General features: G+C 57.9%; 22 protein-coding genes. 10 read left to right on the top strand and 12 right to left on the bottom strand.

Translation table 11 applies throughout. From position 1 onward, the window contains the following. Positions 1-37: 37 nt before the first annotated feature. Both VOY09_RS04555 and hrcA read right to left on the bottom strand, forming a co-directional pair. Positions 38-592 (bottom strand): nucleotide exchange factor GrpE, encoded by a 555-nt coding sequence (locus VOY09_RS04555; RefSeq protein WP_322893202.1) that lies wholly within the window; start codon positions 590-592, stop codon positions 38-40. An 11-nt stretch (positions 593-603) separates the two neighbouring features. Beyond that, positions 604-1,668 carry a heat-inducible transcriptional repressor HrcA gene (gene hrcA, locus VOY09_RS04550; RefSeq protein ID WP_322893201.1) on the bottom strand — a complete coding sequence of 355 codons (1,065 nt, stop codon included), beginning with the start codon at positions 1,666-1,668 and terminating at the stop codon, positions 604-606. Between the two features lie 115 nt (positions 1,669-1,783). On the opposite strand from hrcA, the gene rph reads away from it, so the two are divergent. The 3 genes from rph to hemW are packed head-to-tail and all read left to right on the top strand — an operon-like array spanning position 1,784 to position 4,240. After that, complete coding sequence (gene rph, locus VOY09_RS04545) at positions 1,784-2,491, top strand: ribonuclease PH (protein ID WP_322893200.1); 708 nt, start codon at positions 1,784-1,786, stop codon at positions 2,489-2,491. After that, on the top strand, positions 2,491-3,099 hold the full coding sequence (gene rdgB, locus VOY09_RS04540) for an RdgB/HAM1 family non-canonical purine NTP pyrophosphatase (protein WP_322893199.1): 609 nt from the start codon (positions 2,491-2,493) through the stop codon (positions 3,097-3,099). Before rph ends, rdgB begins: the two co-directional genes overlap by 1 nt. Then, the gene (gene hemW / locus VOY09_RS04535; protein ID WP_322893198.1) at positions 3,092-4,240 is read left to right on the top strand and encodes a radical SAM family heme chaperone HemW; all 1,149 of its coding nucleotides are present in this window, start codon (positions 3,092-3,094) and stop codon (positions 4,238-4,240) included. The genes rdgB and hemW overlap by 8 nt, the downstream gene beginning before the upstream one ends. On the opposite strand, the gene VOY09_RS04530 is transcribed toward hemW, so the two are convergent. From VOY09_RS04530 to hemJ, 7 genes are all read right to left on the bottom strand, one after another. Beyond that, the gene (locus VOY09_RS04530) at positions 4,237-5,121 is read right to left on the bottom strand and encodes a ParB/RepB/Spo0J family partition protein (RefSeq protein WP_322893197.1); all 885 of its coding nucleotides are present in this window, start codon (positions 5,119-5,121) and stop codon (positions 4,237-4,239) included. The genes hemW and VOY09_RS04530 overlap by 4 nt on opposite strands. A 4-nt stretch (positions 5,122-5,125) precedes the next feature. Beyond that, positions 5,126-5,923 carry a ParA family protein gene (locus VOY09_RS04525; RefSeq protein WP_322893196.1) on the bottom strand — a complete coding sequence of 266 codons (798 nt, stop codon included), beginning with the start codon at positions 5,921-5,923 and terminating at the stop codon, positions 5,126-5,128. Continuing rightward, entirely contained in the window at positions 5,913-6,530 is a 618-nt protein-coding gene (rsmG, locus tag VOY09_RS04520; protein WP_322893195.1) for a 16S rRNA (guanine(527)-N(7))-methyltransferase RsmG, read from the bottom strand. The genes VOY09_RS04525 and rsmG overlap by 11 nt, the downstream gene beginning before the upstream one ends. Positions 6,531-6,534: 4 nt before the next feature. Beyond that, positions 6,535-8,406, bottom strand: a complete 1,872-nt coding sequence (gene mnmG / locus VOY09_RS04515; protein WP_322893194.1) for a tRNA uridine-5-carboxymethylaminomethyl(34) synthesis enzyme MnmG — start codon at positions 8,404-8,406, stop codon at positions 6,535-6,537. Positions 8,407-8,418: 12 nt separating this feature from the next. After that, a complete protein-coding gene (mnmE, locus tag VOY09_RS04510; protein WP_322893193.1) occupies positions 8,419-9,699 on the bottom strand; it encodes a tRNA uridine-5-carboxymethylaminomethyl(34) synthesis GTPase MnmE in 1,281 nt (426 codons plus the stop codon). Between the two features lie 30 nt (positions 9,700-9,729). Further along, a complete protein-coding gene (gene rho / locus VOY09_RS04505; protein ID WP_322893192.1) occupies positions 9,730-11,001 on the bottom strand; it encodes a transcription termination factor Rho in 1,272 nt (423 codons plus the stop codon). A 116-nt stretch (positions 11,002-11,117) separates the two neighbouring features. After that, positions 11,118-11,567, bottom strand: coding sequence for a protoporphyrinogen oxidase HemJ (hemJ, locus tag VOY09_RS04500; RefSeq protein ID WP_322893191.1), 450 nt, complete (start codon positions 11,565-11,567; stop codon positions 11,118-11,120). A 410-nt stretch (positions 11,568-11,977) separates the two neighbouring features. Between hemJ and VOY09_RS04495 the strand changes: the two genes are divergently transcribed. The 4 genes from VOY09_RS04495 to dnaQ are packed head-to-tail and all read left to right on the top strand — an operon-like array spanning position 11,978 to position 14,669. Then, positions 11,978-12,577: a Maf family protein gene (locus VOY09_RS04495; protein ID WP_322893190.1), complete on the top strand. Its 600-nt coding sequence runs from the start codon at positions 11,978-11,980 to the stop codon at positions 12,575-12,577. Then, on the top strand, positions 12,574-13,401 hold the full coding sequence (locus tag VOY09_RS04490) for a shikimate dehydrogenase (protein ID WP_322893189.1): 828 nt from the start codon (positions 12,574-12,576) through the stop codon (positions 13,399-13,401). The genes VOY09_RS04495 and VOY09_RS04490 overlap by 4 nt, the downstream gene beginning before the upstream one ends. Next, on the top strand, positions 13,398-13,976 hold the full coding sequence (gene coaE, locus VOY09_RS04485; protein ID WP_322893188.1) for a dephospho-CoA kinase: 579 nt from the start codon (positions 13,398-13,400) through the stop codon (positions 13,974-13,976). The genes VOY09_RS04490 and coaE overlap by 4 nt, the downstream gene beginning before the upstream one ends. A gap of 3 nt (positions 13,977-13,979) precedes the next feature. Then, on the top strand, positions 13,980-14,669 hold the full coding sequence (dnaQ, locus tag VOY09_RS04480; RefSeq protein WP_322893187.1) for a DNA polymerase III subunit epsilon: 690 nt from the start codon (positions 13,980-13,982) through the stop codon (positions 14,667-14,669). Here the strand turns inward: dnaQ and secB are convergent. Together secB and VOY09_RS04470 are read right to left on the bottom strand one after the other, a co-directional pair. Beyond that, positions 14,662-15,177, bottom strand: coding sequence for a protein-export chaperone SecB (gene secB, locus VOY09_RS04475; protein ID WP_322893186.1), 516 nt, complete (start codon positions 15,175-15,177; stop codon positions 14,662-14,664). The genes dnaQ and secB overlap by 8 nt on opposite strands. 58 nt (positions 15,178-15,235) lie before the next feature. Further along, the gene (locus VOY09_RS04470) at positions 15,236-15,715 is read right to left on the bottom strand and encodes an FxsA family protein (RefSeq protein WP_322893185.1); all 480 of its coding nucleotides are present in this window, start codon (positions 15,713-15,715) and stop codon (positions 15,236-15,238) included. Positions 15,716-15,826: 111 nt separating this feature from the next. On the opposite strand from VOY09_RS04470, the gene VOY09_RS04465 reads away from it, so the two are divergent. The 3 genes from VOY09_RS04465 to VOY09_RS04455 are packed head-to-tail and all read left to right on the top strand — an operon-like array spanning position 15,827 to position 18,050. Further along, positions 15,827-16,486: a Tim44/TimA family putative adaptor protein gene (locus tag VOY09_RS04465; RefSeq protein ID WP_322893184.1), complete on the top strand. Its 660-nt coding sequence runs from the start codon at positions 15,827-15,829 to the stop codon at positions 16,484-16,486. A 26-nt stretch (positions 16,487-16,512) separates the two neighbouring features. Beyond that, a complete protein-coding gene (locus tag VOY09_RS04460) occupies positions 16,513-17,466 on the top strand; it encodes a murein transglycosylase A (RefSeq protein ID WP_322893183.1) in 954 nt (317 codons plus the stop codon). Further along, positions 17,466-18,050 (top strand): Smr/MutS family protein, encoded by a 585-nt coding sequence (locus VOY09_RS04455; protein ID WP_322893182.1) that lies wholly within the window; start codon positions 17,466-17,468, stop codon positions 18,048-18,050. The genes VOY09_RS04460 and VOY09_RS04455 overlap by 1 nt, the downstream gene beginning before the upstream one ends. Here VOY09_RS04455 and VOY09_RS04450 read toward each other — a convergent pair. Next, positions 18,033-19,268 (bottom strand): MFS transporter, encoded by a 1,236-nt coding sequence (locus VOY09_RS04450; protein ID WP_322893181.1) that lies wholly within the window; start codon positions 19,266-19,268, stop codon positions 18,033-18,035. The two genes, VOY09_RS04455 and VOY09_RS04450, sit on opposite strands and share 18 nt — an antisense overlap. Between the last annotated feature and the right edge of the window lie 51 nt (positions 19,269-19,319).

Raw genomic sequence — 19,319 nt, 5'->3', positions numbered from 1 at the left:
ATATCACAGCAAATAACAGCAGATTGCCAATTGGCAATCATGACGCCGGTGTTGAGGACACACCCACCTGCGCAGGGCGCAGCAGGCGGTCATGCAGCATGAACCCTTCGGCGGCGACCTGAATGATATCGCCCGCCTTCGTGCCGGGCAGTGGGGCTTCGAACATTGCCTGATGCAATTGCGGATCGAAACGGTCACCGACCTGCGGCACGATCGGATCGATGCCGTGGCGTTTGAAGACGGAAATCAATTCACGCATCGTCAGTTCGACACCTTCCAGCAGGGCTTTGTTCACTTCCTGCTCTGACTCATCAGCCGATTGCAGGGCGCGGCGCAGGTTGTCGTAGATCGGCAGCATGTCGCGGGCGAATTTGGTGCTGCCGTAGTTTTCAGCCTCGCGCCGGTCGCGATCCGCGCGTTTGCGGGTGTTCTCGGCATCGGCCAAAGCGCGCATGAATTTGTCGCGGAATTCATCCCGCTCAGCGCGCAGGGCGTCGAGTTCCTCAAGGCTCGCCTCGGCGTTCAGGTCCATGGCATCGCCTTCAGCGGCCATTTCATCGAGGCTTTGGAATGCGGCATCTTTTTCGGCCATTTGTCTTTCCTTCAAGAGCGGTCGGCAATCATCTTGCCCACCAGCTGTGCAGTGTAATTCACGATTGGCACGATCCGGCCATAGTTCAGCCGTGTCGGCCCAATGACGCCCACGGCGCCAATGATCTTGCGGTCGGCGTTCATATAAGGGGAAACGACCAGAGATGAACCCGTCAAAGAGAACAATTTGTTCTCAGACCCGATAAAAATCCGCACGCCGTCGCCATCCTGCGCCAGATCCAGAAACTGGGCGATATCCCGCTTGCGTTCCAGATCGTCAAACAGGCTGCGGATGCGGTCGAGGTCGCCATCATTTTCCGCCTCGGTCAGAAGGTTGCCACGGCCGCGCACGATCAGGCGTTCGGTTGCTTCGCCTTCGTTCTGCCACAGCGCCAGACCGCTTTGCACCAGATCAGTGGCGAGCGTGTCGATTTCGCGCCGCCGCGCCTTGATCTCGCGCGCGATGACATCGCCGAGTTCGGACAATGTATGCCCTTCGGCAATGGCGTTGAGGAAATTCGCAGCCTCGCGCATGGATGACGGGGTCTGGCCGGGGGGTGGCGTGAATATCCGGTTTTCAACATGGCCGTCAGCAAAGACCAGCACCACAAGGGCGCGATCCTTGTTGAGTGAGACAAATTCAATATGTTTGATCGCGGCTTCATGTTTCGGGGTCAGCACGAGGCTGGCACCATGGGTGACGCCCGACAGCGCCTGACCGACCTGATCCAGCATCGTTGCGACATCGGTATCGGTGGATTGCATGGTCTGGTCGATGGTTTGGCGGTCCTTGCCGTCGAGATCGCCAATCTCCAGCAAGCCATCCACAAACATGCGTAGACCAAGCTGTGTGGGCACACGTCCGGCGCTGACATGGGGGCTGCCGAGCAGGCCGAGATATTCGAGATCTTGCATTACATTGCGGATCGTTGCGGCGCTGACCTGTTCGGATAGGGTCCGTGTCAGGCTGCGGGAGCCCACCGGCGCGCCGCTTTCCAGATAGCCTTCGACGACGCGGCGAAAAACCTCGCGCGAGCGGGCGTTCATCTGGGCGATATTGGGCGTTTGATCCGGCAAATTGTCCTCTTTCAGGGCGATGGCAGTAAAGGCCAAACGGGCAGCGGCGTCAATCGGGGTTGGATTTCAGATGTGGGCATACTATGCCCGCTGTGCAAGCAACAGGAGTATTCCCATGCGCCCATCCGGCCGTCAGATCAATGAAATGCGCAACGTGACCATCGAGACTAATGTCACGATGCATGCGGAAGGGTCCTGTCTGATCAAATGCGGCAATACGCATGTGTTATGCACGGCGACGATTGACGAACGGGTGCCGCCATTCATGAAAAACTCCGGGTTGGGCTGGGTCACGGCGGAATATGGCATGCTGCCGCGCGCGACCAATACGCGGATGCGGCGTGAAGCGAAGGAAGGCCAGTCGGGCCGCACGCAGGAGATCCAGCGGCTGATCGGACGGTCGCTGCGCGCGGGCGTTGACCGGGTCGCCTTGGGCGAGCGGCAGATCATCGTGGACTGCGATGTGATTCAGGCCGATGGCGGCACGCGCTGTGCGGCGATCACCGGCGGTTGGGTCGCGCTGAAACTGGCGGTGCTGAAGCTGATGAAGACAGGTCAGGTGATCAGCGATCCTTTGGTGGATCCGGTGGCGGCGATTTCCTGCGGGATTTATGCGGGACAAGAAGTGCTGGATCTGGATTATCCCGAAGACAGCGAAGCGGGTGTCGACGGCAATTTCGTGATGACCGGCGGGCGGTTGGTTGAAGTGCAGATGTCAGCGGAAGGATCAACCTTCAGCCGGACGCAGATGGACGGGTTGCTGGGGCTGGCGGAAAAAGGTGTGGCGGAACTGACGGCGCTGCAATTGGCGGCGGTGCGCTGATGCGGAAGTTTACCGAAAGCCAGTTGCTGATTGCGACGCATAACAAAGGCAAACTGGAAGAGATGACAGATTTGCTGGCGCCTTTTGGCGTGACGCTGAGTTGCAATGCAGATCATGGCTTGCCGGAACCGGAAGAGACCGAGACGACGTTTATCGGCAATGCACGGATCAAGGCGCATGCGGCGATGCAGGCGACCGGACTGCCCGCGCTGGCCGATGACAGCGGCATCACGATTGACGGTCTGAATGGCGCGCCGGGGGTTTATACCGCCGATTGGGCCGAAACCCCGCAGGGCCGCGATTTTGTGATGGCGATGGAGCGGACCTGGGCGGAATTGGAGGCTGTATCAGCCCCCTTCCCCCGTCTGGCGCAGTTCCGTTGCACCATGGTGCTGGCCTGGCCTGATGGGCATGACGAAGTGTTCGAAGGCGTGATGCCGGGGCAGATCGTCTGGCCGATGCGCGGTGATCAAGGCCACGGCTTTGATCCGATTTTCCAGCCGGATGGTTACGCGCAGACCTTTGGCGAAATGGACCGTTGGGAAAAGAACAAGATCAGCCACCGTGCGGATGCCTTTGCCAAGTTGATTGCAGGCTGTTTTGGCTGAGGATTGGGAATATGGCGGCTTTGGGCTTTACATCCATTGGCCGTTTTGTCAGGCGAAATGCCCCTATTGCGATTTCAATTCCCATGTTGTGGCGCAGATTGACCAGAAGGCGTGGGAAGAGGCCTATCTGAGCGAAATCAGCAGGTTAGGCGCGCAAACCCAAGGCCGTGTACTGCGCTCGGTGTTCTTTGGCGGTGGCACACCGAGCATGATGGACCCGGGTCTGGTCGATGCGGTGCTGACGCGGGTGCGCGCGACCTGGCCAATGGCAAATGATATTGAGATCACGCTGGAGGCCAATCCGACCTCGGTCGAGGCGGGGCGTTTTGCCGGTTATCGCGATGCCGGTGTGAACAGGGTGTCGATGGGCATTCAGGCGCTGAATGATACGGATCTGAAGGCGCTGGGGCGTCTGCACAGCCGGGATGAAGCGTTGCGCGCCTTCGAGATTGCACGCAGCGTGTTTGACCGGGTCAGTTTTGATCTGATCTATGCGCGCCAAGGGCAAACATTGGCCGCCTGGGAAGCAGAATTGCGCGAAGCGCTGGGCTTGGCGGTGGATCATCTGTCGCTGTATCAACTGACGATCGAGGATGGCACGGCATTTGGTGATCGTTATGCGGCAGGCAAATTGCGCGGTTTGCCGGATGATGATCTTTCGGCGGATATATATGCGCTGACGCAGGATATCTGCGGCGCGGCAGGATTTGACGGCTATGAAGTGTCAAACCATGCGAAACCGGGATTTGAGAGCCTGCATAACCAGATTTACTGGCGTTATGGCGATTACGCGGGGATCGGGCCGGGCGCACATGGGCGGCTGACACTGGACGGGCAGCGCTATGCGACCGAAGCGGGGTTGGCGCCTTTGCCCTGGCTCGCGCAGGTGCGCAAGACCGGCAATGGTAATCTGGCGCGCAGTCTGCTGGATGAAGAGGCGCAGGCCACGGAACGGTTGCTGATGGGGATGCGGTTGGCCGAGGGCGTGCTGATTGAGCGGTTGGATGTGGATAAATTATCACGTAAGATCAATGAATTAAGCGATATGGGCATGGTTGAAGTGACCGCTGAGAGGCTGCGGGTGACGACAGCTGGCCGTCCGGTCCTCAACGCGGTTCTGCGGGCGCTGCTGGCCGATTAATTGCCCGCGAGTGCGCGCAGCAGATCATCCAGTTGATCGAGCGATTTATAGTTAATCGTGATTTTGCCGCCCTCCTCACCCGCTTTGTGGTCGATGGTGACCTTCATATGCAGGGTGGCGGTGAGTTCGTTTTCGATCTGGACCGTGTCGGGGTCTTTGGGCACCGGCGCGCCTGGGACAGAGCGGCGTTTCAGCGCCGGGCCTTTCTTTGACAGGCTTTCCGCCTCTCTGACCGATAATTTGCGCTGGATATATTCGCGGGCCAAGTTGACGGCCTGTGGATGACCGACAAGGGTGCGGGCATGACCGGCGGTCAAAGCACCGGACACCAGATAGGTTTGCACTTCATCAGGCAGCGATAGCAGCCGGAGAAGATTGGCGATATGGCTGCGGCTTTTGCCAAGGGCGGTGGCCATCTGGTCCTGGGTATGGCCGAACTTATCCATCAACTGGCGGTAGCTCGCAGCCTCATCCACCGGGTTGAGGTCGGCGCGCTGAATGTTTTCGATGATCGCGACTTCCAGGACTTCAGTGTCAGTGTAGCTGCGCACCAAGACCGGGATTTCGTGCAGTTTTGCGATCTGCGCCGCGCGCCAGCGGCGTTCGCCAGCGACGATTTCGAACATTTCTGGGTCATCGGGTGACACACGGACGATCAGCGGCTGGATGATCCCCTTTTCCGCGACGGAGGCGGCAAGTTCCTGCAGCGCGTCTTCAGCAAAGGTCCGGCGTGGCTGATCGGGATTCGGCCGCACGCGTTCGACCGGCACGACCAGATCGGGGCGCTTTGGCGCATTGGCAGTCTCTGACTGGCCGACATCAGACATCAGGGCCGATAGACCACGGCCCAGACCGCGCGGATTTTTGATGCTGCGTGCCATGATGCTAAGCCTTTATTTTTGTTGATTTTTTGATGACTTCTTTGGCCAAGGCACGATAGGCGAGACTGCCCTTAGAGGCCGAATCATAAGCCAGAACCGGCATTGCAAAAGAGGGTGCCTCGCTCAGCCGGACATTGCGGGGAATGACCGTCTTGAACACCATATCGCCCATATTTTCGCGCGCATCCTGTTCGACCTGCAAGGACAAGTTATTGCGACTGTCATACATTGTCAGCACAATGCCTTCGATCCGCAGGTCCGGATTGGCGGATTGGCGGACGTCCCGGACGGTCAGAATGAGCTGCGACAAGCCTTCCAAGGCGAAAAACTCGCTTTGCAATGGCACGATGATGGAATGCGCCGCGACCATGGCATTGACGGTCAGGATGTTCAGCGACGGCGGACAGTCGATCAGGATGTAATCAAAGCCGGTGACCCCTTGCAGGACATCACGGAGCAGGAAGCTGCGCTTTTTATTGTCCAGAAGCTCAATATCCGCAGAACTGAGGTCAGTTGTGGCTGGAACAATCTGCATCCCATCAACATTTGTGGGCTGCGTTGCCTCTGAAATAGTCGCGTCGCCGGACAGGACATCATAGGTCGTCAGCTCGCGCTGGTCCGGCCCGATGCCCAGACCGGTTGAGGCGTTACCCTGCGGGTCAAGGTCGATCAGCAGCACGCGTTTTTTCAGCTCTGCGAAGGCCGCGCCGAGGTTGATTGTGGTGGTTGTCTTGCCCACCCCGCCCTTTTGATTGGCGATGGCGATAATCTTCGGTGCAATCTGCGGGGTATCAAGCGACACGGGCTATCCTTTGGATCAGGAGGAGTCGTGCGTCAGGATCGGTGATACTGGCCACTTCTTCAAGATCAAAGCGCCAATCTTGGCGCGCTAGCGCAATTTCACTTTCGGCCTGGCGACCCTTATGCAACAGGGCCAAGCCAGAGGGCGTCATATGCAGCGCGACCAGCGGCAGCAGCATCGACAACGCCCCTAAAGCACGCGCGGAGACGACATCAGCACCAACTACCGGCAGGTTTTCGACCCGTTCGGCCAGAACTTTTGCGTTAAGGTCGCAGTCGCGAATCGCGGTGCGCAGGAAGGTTGCTTTCCGGAGATCGCTTTCGACCAATACGAACTGCGCCTTTGGCGCATGTTCTTTAGCCAGAATCGCCGCGACGATGCCGGGGAAGCCACCACCGCTGCCAATATCGAGCCAGATATCGAAACTTTCCGGCGCGAAACGGTAGATTTGTGCCGAATCGACGATATGTCGCTCCCAGATGTCGGCTTTGGTGCTCGCTCCGATCAGGTTAATACGCGGCGTCCATTTCAGCACCAGCGCGGCAAAGGTTTCCAGCGCCTGAGATGTTTCACGTGAAACATTCACGCCGCCGATCATATTTCCCATTCGGTTAACTTCCGGTCGCGGCAAGTGCCCGCCGTTTGATCGCGCCGACAAGCAGCATCAGCGCAGCGGGCGTCATCCCCTCAATCCGGCCTGCATGCGCAATGGATACGGGGCGCGCTTTCTCAAGCTTAGTGACAAGTTCAAAGGACAGGCCTTTGACATCCGCATAGATCAGATCATCAGGAATCACCTGTTGCTCATCACGTTCCATGGCGGAAATATCCCGTTCCTGCCGAGCGATGTAATGTGCATAAAGCGCGTCTTTCTTGACCTGATCTTGAACCTCAGCCGCGATATCCTGCGTCTCGGGTGCAAGATTGCGCAAATGGCTGAAATCGAAATCCGCAAGTGCCAGTGCTTCCAATGCTGTCTTGCGCGGGCCGTCTGGATTGAGCTTCACCCCCAAAGCTGCAACGTCGCGGGCCGAAAGGCTGATATCGGACAGGCGGGTCCGTGCTGCCGTGATCTGATCCATCTTTTCTGAAAACGCAGCCCACCGGGAATCACCGACACAGCCGATATCGCGCCCGCGTGCGGTCAGCCGCTGATCCGCATTATCCGCACGCAACGACAGGCGGAACTCTGCCCGCGATGTGAACATGCGGTAAGGTTCTGAAACGCCCCGCGTGATCAGGTCATCCACCATGACGCCGATATAGGATTCACGCCTGCTGAACTGAACAGGATCCTTGCCCTGCGCAAAGGCAGCGGCGTTCAGGCCCGCAACCAGACCTTGCGCCGCAGCCTCTTCATAGCCGGTGGTGCCGTTGATCTGACCCGCCAAATAAAGCCCCGGCACGTTACGCAATTCCAGCGTCGGCCGCAGGGCGCGCGGATCGACATAATCATATTCGATCGCATATCCGGGCTGCAAAATCACAGCCCTTTCAAGGCCGTAGATCGAATTGACATAATCAGCCTGCACATCCTGCGGCAGTGAGGTTGAGATTCCATTGGGATAAATCGTGTGGTCGTTCAGCCCCTCTGGCTCCAGAAAAATCTGGTGCGACGTCTTATCGGCAAAACGCACAACCTTGTCTTCGATGGATGGGCAATAGCGCGGACCGACCCCGGCAATATGCCCGCCATACATCGCGGAGCGGTCCAGGTTGGCCCGGATGATGTCATGCGTTTTCTCATTGGTGTGGGTGATCCCACAATTGACCTGCTGAACGAATGCCCCTTTCGACAAGAAGGAAAACATCACCGGATCATCATCGCTCGGCTGGCTTTCCAGCTGATCCCAGGCAATGCTACGCCCGTCCAGACGTGGTGGCGTGCCGGTTTTCAAACGGCCCAGCGGCAGGCCAAAACTGTCCAGCCGTTCTGCCATCGCGACGGATGGGTCATCACCCATCCGTCCGCCGGGACGCGAGACATCACCGATATGAATCACACCGCGCAGAAAAGTGCCCGTTGTCAGGATCACACCCTGCGCTGACAGCTTGGTGCCGTCGCGCAGCTGTACGCCGGCGACGCGATTGCCGTCGATCACCAGATCGGTCGCTTCACCTTCGATAATCGTCAGCCCGTTGTGCGCTGCCAGGATAGCCTGCATCGTATCGCGATAGATCGCACGATCAGTCTGCGCCCGCGGCCCCTGCACTGCCGGGCCTTTCTTGCGGTTCAACAGCCGGAACTGAATACCCGCGCGATCTGCCACCTGCCCCATGACGCCATCCAGCGCATCAATCTCGCGCACCAGATGCCCTTTTCCGAGACCGCCAATCGCCGGATTGCAGGACATCACACCAATCGACCGCCGTGTCAGCGTGACCAAAGCCGTGCGCGCACCCATCCGGGCGGCGGCATGCGCAGCCTCCGATCCGGCATGGCCTCCGCCGATCACGATGACGTCGTAGTCATGATGTTTCACGTGAAACACTCCTCATTTGCCGATGCAAAAGCTGGAAAAAATCTCGTCCAAGACCTGTTCTACATCAACTCGGCCGACAAGGCTATCCACCGCACGAATGGCAGAGCGGAGATCCTCTGCAATCAAGTCAACCATGCCATGATCGGCATCGAGCCCGTCCTCCACGGCCTCCAGACAGGTCACTGCCCGCAGCAAGGCCAATCTGTGCCGTTCCCGCATCGCGAGGCCGACTGTGCTGACACGCCTGCTCAATTCGCTGCTGATCAAGCCCACCAACTCATCCACGCCATACCCGGTCAGCCCGGACACGCGCAGCCCCGCCCCATCTGCCACATCCGCCTTAGCCCGAACGTAGATATCGCCCGCTGCCAGATCATGGTCAGGCACGTCAGCATCCAGCAGCAGATGCACCCGCAGATCCGCATCCGCCGCCCTGGCGCGCGCCTTGGCGACACCCAGGCCTTCCACAATATCATCCGTGTCACGTAACCCTGCCGTATCGAGCAAAGTCACCGGGATACCATCCAGATCCAACCGCACCTCGATCACGTCACGGGTTGTTCCCACAATATCGGACGTAATCGCCACATCGCGCCGGGCCAGCCGGTTCATCAAGGTCGATTTCCCAACATTCGGCGCACCGATGATGGCGACCTCAAATCCATCGCGCAACCGCTCTGCCATGCGCACGCCAGCAGCTTCGCGCGCCATTTCATGGCGGACGCCAATCAGCAAGCTGCGCACCTCTGGCACGACATCCACGGGCACATCTTCATCGACAAAATCAATGGTCGCCTCAAGCAATGCCGCCGCACGCACCAGCCTTGTTCGCCAGCTTTCCGCAATCGCACCCAAGGCACCCGAAAACACCCTTACTGCCTGTTTGCGCTGGCTTTCCGTTTCTGCGTCGATCAGATCGGCCAGCCCTTCGACCTGCGCCAGATCAAGCCGCCCGTTGTCCAGCGCCCTTCGGGTAAATTCACCTGGTTCCGCCGGTCGCAGCGCTGGATCATCTCCTAACAGGCGCAGCATCGCGGCCACGACCGCAGGGCTGCCGTGCAATTGCAGCTCCACCACCTTTTCCCCAGTAAAGCTTTTGCCTGCGTCAAAACGCAGTACCAGCGCCTGATCGATCAACTCGCCCTGGCCGTCGACCAAAGCCCGCAAACCGCGATCAGCAGGCACAGATGACATGAGACGCGCAGAAGCCGAAACCGCAGCCGGGCCAGAGATGCGGATAACCGCAACACCGGCCCGGCCATGGGCGGTGGCAAGTGCAAAGATCGTATCCATCAATCTAACCCATTGTTAAATAACAATAAGTTACGTGTTCATCGAATCGAAGAAATCGGAATTTGTCTTGGTCTGTTTCAGCTTGCCGATCAGGAATTCGATCGCATCTGTCGTTCCCATCGGGTTCAGAATCCGCCGCAGCACATAGGTCTTCGCCAGATCCGACTTATCAACCAACAATTCTTCCTTCCGAGTCCCGGATTTCAAAATATCCATCGCCGGGAAGACCCGCTTATCAGCGACCTTACGGTCCAATACGATCTCGCTGTTACCGGTACCTTTGAATTCCTCAAAGATCACCTCATCCATCCGGCTGCCCGTATCAATCAGCGCCGTCGCGATGATCGTTAGCGATCCGCCCTCTTCGATATTCCGCGCAGCGCCAAAGAACCTTTTGGGCCGTTGCAGCGCATTCGCATCCACACCGCCGGTCAGGACCTTGCCAGAGGACGGCACAGTCGTGTTGAACGCCCGACCCAGGCGCGTGATCGAATCAAGCAAGATAACAACATCGCGCTTATGTTCGACCAAACGTTTGGCCTTTTCGATCACCATTTCGGCCACAGCCACGTGCCGCGTCGCCGGTTCGTCAAAGGTCGAAGATACAACCTCCCCCTTCACCGACCGCTGCATATCGGTCACCTCTTCGGGCCGTTCATCAATCAGCAAAACGATCAGATAGCATTCCGGGTGATTCTTTTCGATCGAATTGGCAATATTCTGCAACAGCACCGTCTTACCTGTTCGCGGTGGCGCCACGATCAGCGACCGCTGGCCTTTCCCGATCGGTGCCACAAGATCGATAATGCGCGCCGACCGATCCTTGACCGTCGGATCATTGATTTCCATGATCAGCCGTTCTTCGGGATAAAGCGGTGTCAGGTTATCAAAAGCCACCTTGTGACGCGCTTTTTCAGGATCTTCAAAATTTATCCGCTCAACCGATGTCAGCGCAAAATAACGTTCATTATCATTGGGTTCCTTCATCACACCTTCGACAGTATCGCCGGTGCGCAAAGAATATTGCCGGATCATATCGGGCGAGACATAGATATCATCCGGCCCCGGCAGATAGTTCGCCGAGGGCGAGCGCAGAAACCCGAATCCGTCCTGCAACACTTCCAGCACACCATCGCCACCGATGACCCATTCATCATCCGCGCGTTCTTTGAGGATCGCGAACATCATGTCGCCCTTGCGCATCGTCGATGCGTTTTCAATCTCCAGCTCTTCAGCCATCGACAAAAGGTCCTTGGGGCTTTGCGCCTTCAGGTCGGCAAGGTTCAAACGGTCTTGTTGCATGGGAGAATCCAGTTCTGGCCAATCAGCCAGCGATATAGGGACGGATAGGGAAATCAATGTCCCGGACGGAACACAGACCCCTGTTAATCAAGCTCACAACTAGAGTCAACGTATCCTTAAAACGGTCGCACAATGACAGCGATCACGATCACCGCCATCAGAACTGTCGGCACCTCGTTGAACAGCCGATAGGTTCGCCCTGTCCGCGTATTCTGCCCTGCCACGAATTCCTTGCGCCGCTTTGCCATCCAGCCATGCGCGCCTGTCATGGCCAGCACAGCGCCGATCTTGATCCAGGACCAGGCTGCACCCCAATCAAAGACCCCCAGAGACAGCAGGAAAAGCCCCGCCAGCCACGCAACGATCATCGCCGGGTTCATGATCAGGCGCAGCAGTTTTTCTTCCATCACCTGAAAGGTCTGGTCGAGCTCCGATCCAACCGTCGCACGTTCTGCATGATAAACATAGAGACGCGGCAAATAGAACAACCCGGCCATCCAGGCGATGACAGCCATGATGTGCAGGGCCTTTACCCAAGGATAGAGGCTGAACAGAAAATCAGGCATGTGCGAAAGCGCTCCGGTTGGGTCAGGCATCATTAATAAATAATTATATAGAAAGAAAAGATGATGTTGATTTTAGTGCCACATTTTTCTGTGGTTAATTTTTTCATCCGCAGACTTATCAACAGGCTGGCAGGATGGATAAAAATTTCGAAAAAAATTCTCTGTCATAGTATTTATGTTTTAAAACATATGCTTGTGATTTGTACTTTTTGTAAATGAGCCTTGAACGAACCCCTCATCAACCGCGCTCCCAAGATTTCTTCCACAAGCAGACTTTATCCTTTCCCACCGTGGAAAAAGCGCCATCTCGCAGTCAACAAGCCTAGGTTTCTGCACAGGCTGGCGCTAACACCAAATCTGAGCGCATTTTCAGGACCAGTTGCCACGGGTTTTTCCAGCAGGTTATCCACATGCAAGACAAGATCATTCTCGCCTCCGGCTCCGCCATCCGGGCGCAATTGCTGCGCAACGCCGGTGTCACACTTGATATTCAGGTCGCCTGGATCGATGAAGATGCCCTGCGTGCCTCGCTTCAGGCCGAAGATGCCTCGCCCCGCGATATCGCTGACACGCTCGCCGAACTCAAAGCGCAGCGCGTGGCCAGCAAATATCCAGATGCCCTTGTGATCGGTTGCGATCAGATTCTGGCGCTTGACCGGCAGATCTTTGCCAAACCGACCAGGCCTGCGGATGCTCTTGCGCAGTTACAGGCGCTGCGGGGCAAAAAGCACCAGCTTCTTTCTGCTGCGGTGATCTATGGTGACGGTAAACCGCTCTGGCGGCATGTCGGTGTCGTCCGGCTTCATATGCGCGACGCATCTGACGATTACCTGACGGATTACATCGACCGGAACTGGGATTCTCTGCGTCACGCCGTCGGTGCCTATAAGCTGGAGGAAGAAGGGGTGCGACTTTTTACACGCATCGAGGGGGATTATTTCAATGTTCTGGGTCTGCCGCTGCTTGAACTCTTGTCATATCTGACGCTTCGCGGGACATTGCCGAAATGACAGCTTTCCCCCGCGCCGGTGTGATCGGCAACCCGATCAGCCATTCTCTTTCGCCCAAATTACACGGGCATTGGTTGCAGCGCTATGGCATCGCTGGCAGCTACGAGGCATTGCATGTGACCGAAGATGCGTTGCACGACACGCTGCGATCCTTGCCCGCGCAGGGCTTTGTCGGGTTGAATGTGACCTTGCCGCATAAGGTAAATGTCATGCAATTGGCCGATCAATTGACCGATCGTGCCACGCTGATCGGTGCTGCCAATACCTTGACATTCAAAGAAGATGGAAGAATTTTCGCAGATAATACAGACGGTTACGGATTTCTGGAAAACCTGCGCCAAGGTGCGCCAGGCTGGGATGCCAAGGTCGGGCCAGCACTTGTCTTTGGCGCTGGCGGTGCGGCTCGCGCAATCATCGTGTCACTGATCGAGGCTGGGGCACCCGAAATCATCCTGACTAACCGCACCCGCCCCAAGGCCGAAGCTTTACGTGCCGATTTTGGCGCACGTATCCGCATCGTAGATTGGGTGCAGGCCGGCACGGTTCTGGCGGATGCGGCGACGGTCGTGAACACCACATCGCTGGGCATGACCGGCGGACAGGATTTCAAAATCTCGCTCGATGGGCTGCGATCCTCTGCCGTGGTGACCGATATCGTCTATAACCCGCTCCGTACAAAATTTCTGGATGCTGCCGCCGACAAAGGCTGCACCACTGTCGATGGTCTCGGCATGTTGCTGCATCAGGGCGTGCCGGGATTTGAGCGCTGGTTCGGTCAGCGGCCAGAGGTTGACGACGCTTTGCGCCGCGCCGTGCTGGCATGACACATGCCCTTGGCCTGACCGGGTCAATCGGTATGGGCAAATCCACGACCGCGCAGATGTTTCGTGATGCAGACATTACCGTTTGGGATGCTGATGCCACGGTGCATCGTCTCTATGCCAAAGGTGGCGCTGCCGTGCCTGCGATTGCGGCAATCTATCCCGATGCGATCTTGGACAGCGCTGTGTCGCGCGATAAACTGAAAGAGATAATAGCTGCTGATAAGCAAGCATTGCACAAAATAGAACATATTGTGCATCCGCTTGTCGCTGCTGACCGGCAGGAATTCATCGCTTGCCAGACCGCGCCGCTGATTGTCTTCGATATCCCGCTTCTGTTCGAAACCGGCGCAGATGATTGGCTGTCCTCCGTGCTCGTCGTTACTGCCCCGGCGGAAGTGCAAAGATCCCGCGTGCTTGCCCGCCCCGGTATGACAGAGGCGCAGCTGACCCAGATCCTGAACCGTCAAATGCCGGATGTTGAAAAACGCGCCCGCGCGGATCACGTCATCGAAACCCTGACGCTGGACGACACCCGCGCTGCCGTGCAAGAACTGATCCTCAAACTGACGGGGTGACATATGCGCGAAATCGTTCTTGATACCGAAACCACTGGCTTTGAACCCGGCGAAGGCGACCGGATCGTCGAAATCGGTGCGGTTGAGCTCATGGGACACGTGCCGACAGGCCGCACCTATCACCAATATATCAACCCCCAGCGGTCAATGCCGGCCGAGGCTTTCGCCGTCCACGGGCTTGGCGATGACTTTCTGGCCGACAAACCTTTGTTCAAGGATATCGCTGACGATTTTCTGACCTTTATCGGTGATGCCAAGCTGGTGATCCACAACGCCGCGTTTGACATGAAGTTTCTGAACGCCGAACTCAGTTGGGTCAATAAACCCGCCCTAGCGATGGACCGTGCGCTTGATACGCTGGCTATTGCGCGGCGCAAATTTCCGGGCTCGCCCGCATCACTTGATGCGCTTTGTCGCCGCTATGGGATTGATAACACGTCACGCACTTTGCACGGCGCGTTGCTGGACAGTGAAATTCTGGCAGAGGTCTATCTGGAACTGATCGGCGGGCGCCAACCCGATTTCGCGCTGTCCGAAGGCAGCAATAGCCAGAATTCCGTTGGTATCGATCAATGGCGCGTCGGTCCCCGCCCTGCCCCGCTGCCGCCGCGGATCACGGCAGAGGAAAGCGCCGCCCATGCGGCATTCATTGATGCCCTGGGCGACGCTGCTGTCTGGAAAAAGCTTAGTTAACCGTCGCCGTGGCTTTGTCAGCTTCGGCCCGGCGGGCCAGTTCTGCCCGGTAAAGCGCCAGGAAATCAATGGTTTCAAGGTTCAGCGCCGGGAAACCGCCATCGCGTGTCACATCGCTGACGATGCGGCGCAGGAACGGAAAGGTAATGCGCGGGCATTCGATCAGCAGATAGGGATGCATCTGTGCTTCCGGCACGCCTTCGACGTGGAACACACCAGCATATTCGATTTCCAGCACGAACAAAGGCTCGCCCGCCGCTTTCGTCTTGCTGGTGATGTTGAGCTTGGTGATCACTTCGAACTGGTGGTCCGCCGTGCGCTTGCGGGCGTCCAGATTGACCTGCACCTGAATTTCCGGCTGCGCGTCGCCCTTCACGCCTTTTTGCGCAAGAATATTTTCGAACGACATATCGCGGATATATTGCGCCAGCACGCGGCTGTTGATCGGTTGTTGCTGTTGTGCGGCACCGGCTGCGGCTGGGGCGGCGTTATCGGGTGTATCAGTCATGAAAACCTGCTTTGATTGCAATTCGGTTGCTTATTCCTAGCAGCCCGCGCCCGCAGGCTCAATGCCGGGTCCATTTGGAAGGTGCATGTGTCGGGCGTTTATCGGGTGCAATCTCTTCGAAATCGCCATCAATCACGGTATCAGCAGGGCGCTGCGGCTCTGCTTGCTGCTGACCTGCCTCGAACCGCGCGACTTTGAGGCGCGCCTTGATCCAATGAAACGCGGTTCTGCGTACCGGCGGGATCAGCAAGGCCAGCCCGACCGCATCGGTGAAAAACCCCGGTGTCAGCAGCATCGCCCCGGCAAACAGGATCATCGCGCCATTGGCCAGTGGTTCTGACGGGTCTTTCATTTCTGAAAACGACCGTTGCAGTTTGCCCAATTCACGCAGGCCCTGCTGACGCACCAGATAGGACCCGGCTATCGCTGTCGCGAGCACGATCAGCAAGGTCCACCAGATACCGATAAACCCACCGACTTGGATGAACAGCGCAATCTCGATCATCGGGACCGCAACGAATGCAAAGAGGAGCCACATGGCGCGTGCCTTTCATAACTTCTTGTGGGCATGGTGGACTTGACCTGACCCGTGACCTACATAGGTAGGCAACGGGCGTGTTTCCATGCCTTATCCTGACACGAGGTCCTGATGAATTCTCCGATTATCCAGCTTCTGGTGCTTGCGGGCATTGCTGTGTTCCTGATCCTGCGCTTGCGCGGCGTTCTGGGCACGCGCGAAGGCTTTGAAAAACCCGCCGTCACGCGGGAAGACACCGCAACGCGCCGCAAACCGGATTTCGACGTGATCGAAGGTGGGCCGGACCTTGATATCACCGACCATGTCGCTGCAGATTCCGCTGCAGCCAAGGCATTGGCCGCTATGAAACGCGTGGACCCGAGTTTCAACGTGGGCGATTTTCTGGGCGGCGCGCGCGGTGCTTATGAAATGATCCTCATGGCCTTTGAAAACAGCGATATGGACAGCATTGTCCCGTTCATCTCGCAGGATGTTTACGAAGCTTTCGCCAGCGTCGTCGATGACCGCCAGCGTCAGAGCCTGACCGTCAAGGCGACATTCATCGGGATCAGCGACATGACCCTTGCCCATGCCGAATTTGACGAATCCACCAAAGAAGGCGAGATTTCGGTCCGCTTCAAAAGCGAAATGACATCTGTCGTCCGCAATGCCGATGGTGAAATCGTCGAAGGTAGCGAAAAAGAGATCAAGCGCCTCAAGGACACATGGACCTTTGCGCGCCGGATGGATGGCGACGATCCGAACTGGAAACTGGTCGCCACCGGCGAATGATCCGGCAGCGGCCGTGAGGCAACGTGATGGCCGATGCAGCCTATCAGATATTGTCCTTTGACGACCTGAACGGATGGGCGGCCGATGATCATCGGGCCGCCCTTGATGTTTTTTGCAAAACCGCCGACCGGATCAGTGATCCCTATTGGCAGGCCGCATGCCATCTAGCACCCACCAGCACCGATCCGCGCGGGTTTTTTGAGTTGTATTTCACCCCGGTCCTGATCAGTGATGGCGCATCAATGCTGTTCACCGGCTATTTTGAGCCCGAACTGGCCGGATCGCGTGTCGCTGACGCGCAATATCAGAATCCGGTCTATGCGCTCCCCCCCGATGCGGGCAAAGCGAGTCGCCGCCAGATCGAGGAAGATCAGCTTTTCGCTGGGCATGAACTTGTCTGGCTGGCCGACCCGGTCGATGCGTTTTTCCTGCATGTGCAGGGCTCTGGCCGCGTGCGTCTGCCGGATGGGTCAGTCATGCGGCTGGGTTTTGCGGGCAAGAACGGCTGGCCCTATGCGTCGATCGGCAAGGAAATGATCGCGCGCGGCATTGCGCCTGCAGATCAGCTATCCGCGGGCTTTATCCAAGACTGGGTCCGGCAGAACCCAGATGCGGGCCGTGAATTGCTCTGGGTCAACGAAAGCTACGTCTTTTTCCGTGAACTGACCGACCTGTCCACTGATGACGGGCCTTTGGGCGCGATGAAACGCTCTGTCACCGCAGGCCGCACCATTGCAGTTGACCCGGCCTTCGTGCCGCTTGGTGCGCCGGTCTGGATTGAAAAACAGGGGGTGGAGCCGATCAACCGCCTGATGGTCGCACAAGACACCGGATCGGCGATCAAAGGCGCGCAGCGTGCGGATATCTTCTTTGGCACCGGCACCGGGGCCGGTGATCAGGCAGGCCGGATCAAGGATGGTGGTCGCATGGTCACGCTCTTGCCCAACACTGTCGCGCAACGTCTTGCAGGGCAGGTCTGATGCGTCGCCCCCGTCATCTGTCCCCCGAAGAACGCGCGCTATGGGACCGTGTCGCAGACAGTGCCACGCCGATGAATCCCGATGCGCGGCCTGACCCCACACCTTTGGCCCCGGTGCAGAAACCCTCTGTCGCACCGCGCGATCCTCTGCCAGACTTTCAAGTCGGTCAAAAGGCGAATGCCCACCGCCCCAATGACCTGCTGCCCGGTATCACCCACCGCCTTGCCAATGCACCGGTGCATATGGACAGCAAGTCATTCGGCAAGATGAAACGCGGCAAGCTGCTGCCAGAGGGCCGGATCGACCTGCATGGCATGACCATGGCCGAGGCGCATCCGGAATTGTTGCATTTCATCCTCGGCTCACAGGCGATGGGGCGTAGGCTGGTGCTGGTGATCACCGGCAAAGGCAAAGAGCGTGACGATGGCGGCCCGATCCCCACCCGCAACGGCGTGCTGCGGCATCAGGTGCCGCAATGGCTGGCCCTGCCGCCGCTGTCGCAGGCAATCTTGCAGGTCACGCCCGCGCATTTCAAACATGGCGGCTATGGAGCCTATTACGTCTATCTACGGCGTCGTCGGTAAGGTCGCATAAGCCCGCCGCGCCGGCACGATCAGCACCAGCGCTGCAAAGGCAAAGAGCGCGGCATAGCCCAATTGCTGCACTTCGAACCCGACACCGATATCGATCAGCCAGCCACTGAACCCCGGCCCGATAGCTGACCCCAGCACCATCAGCGCGGTTGCCACCGATTTGATCGACCCGATATGGCGAGTGCCGTAAAGCTCTGCCCAACACGCATTCAGGATCGTCGCCTGCCCGCCACCCGCCAACCCCATCAGAATGATCGCGAGCGCCGACCACCACAGCGATGGCGCATACCAATGCAGCACGAAGGCTATGACCAGCGGGGCAAGATAGACCGGCAACAACCGTATCGCGCCAAAGCGATCAATCGCCCAGCCATAAAGGATTGTCGAAAACAACAAGGCGGCCGTGCCAAGCGGAAAGACCGCGACCAAGGATAGGTGCGACCAGCCTTTGATCTCCGCAAAATGCGCCTGATGGAACCAGAAGGCGGTGCCAAAGCCGGAAAAGGACATCACCGCAGGCACCATGACCCAGAATAACGGATGGCGCAGAGCTTCTGCCCGCGTCCAGAACCGGCCATGCATCCCGAAAGATTGATTGGTTTCTGCGACAGATTGCGGCGTGCGTTCCAACCGCAACAGGCGGAACAACAGGCCGCTCGCCAGCATGCAGAACACAGCGCAGCCCACAAACAACATCCGCCAGTCGACAAAGGATTTCAGCCAGACCATCGTCAGTGGCAAGGTCGCCTCGCCCAGCATGAAACCAAAGGCGGCGATGGCCAGCGCCCGACCCCGCGTCGCGACGAACCAGCGCGCCATGGCGACAACGGCGACATGGCTGGTCATACCCTGCCCGGTGAACCGCAGCAGAAAGATCACCACAGGCAACAAAGCCGCCACCGGATTGAACGCCATGACCAGACAGGACAGCGCCAGCATCCAGATCACGACAATGCCCAGCACCCGCACGCGGAACCTGTCCGCCAGCCCGCCCGCAAAAACCATCAGCGCCGCGGATGCCCCGGTGCCGACCATATAGATCAGCCCCCATTCGCCATTGCTCAGCCCATATTCCGCGCGGATTTCTCCGCCGAAGATCGAGATGAAAAAGGTCTGCCCAAAGCTGGACAGAAACGACAACAGCGCGCCCGTTGCAAGGAACGGGGCATTGTCGCGGATGAATTTGAAGTAAGTCTGCAGACCGGTCATGAGATTTAAATGATCCGGTCTGCCAAAAGTTAAAAGCGCAAAATGATAGCG

It is taken from the genome of Yoonia sp. 67-2 (assembly GCF_035117555.1).
Lineage (GTDB): Bacteria > Pseudomonadota > Alphaproteobacteria > Rhodobacterales > Rhodobacteraceae > Yoonia.
The sequence above is the reverse complement of the archived record's forward strand: the minus strand, read 5'-3'. Positions and strand labels throughout refer to the sequence as shown.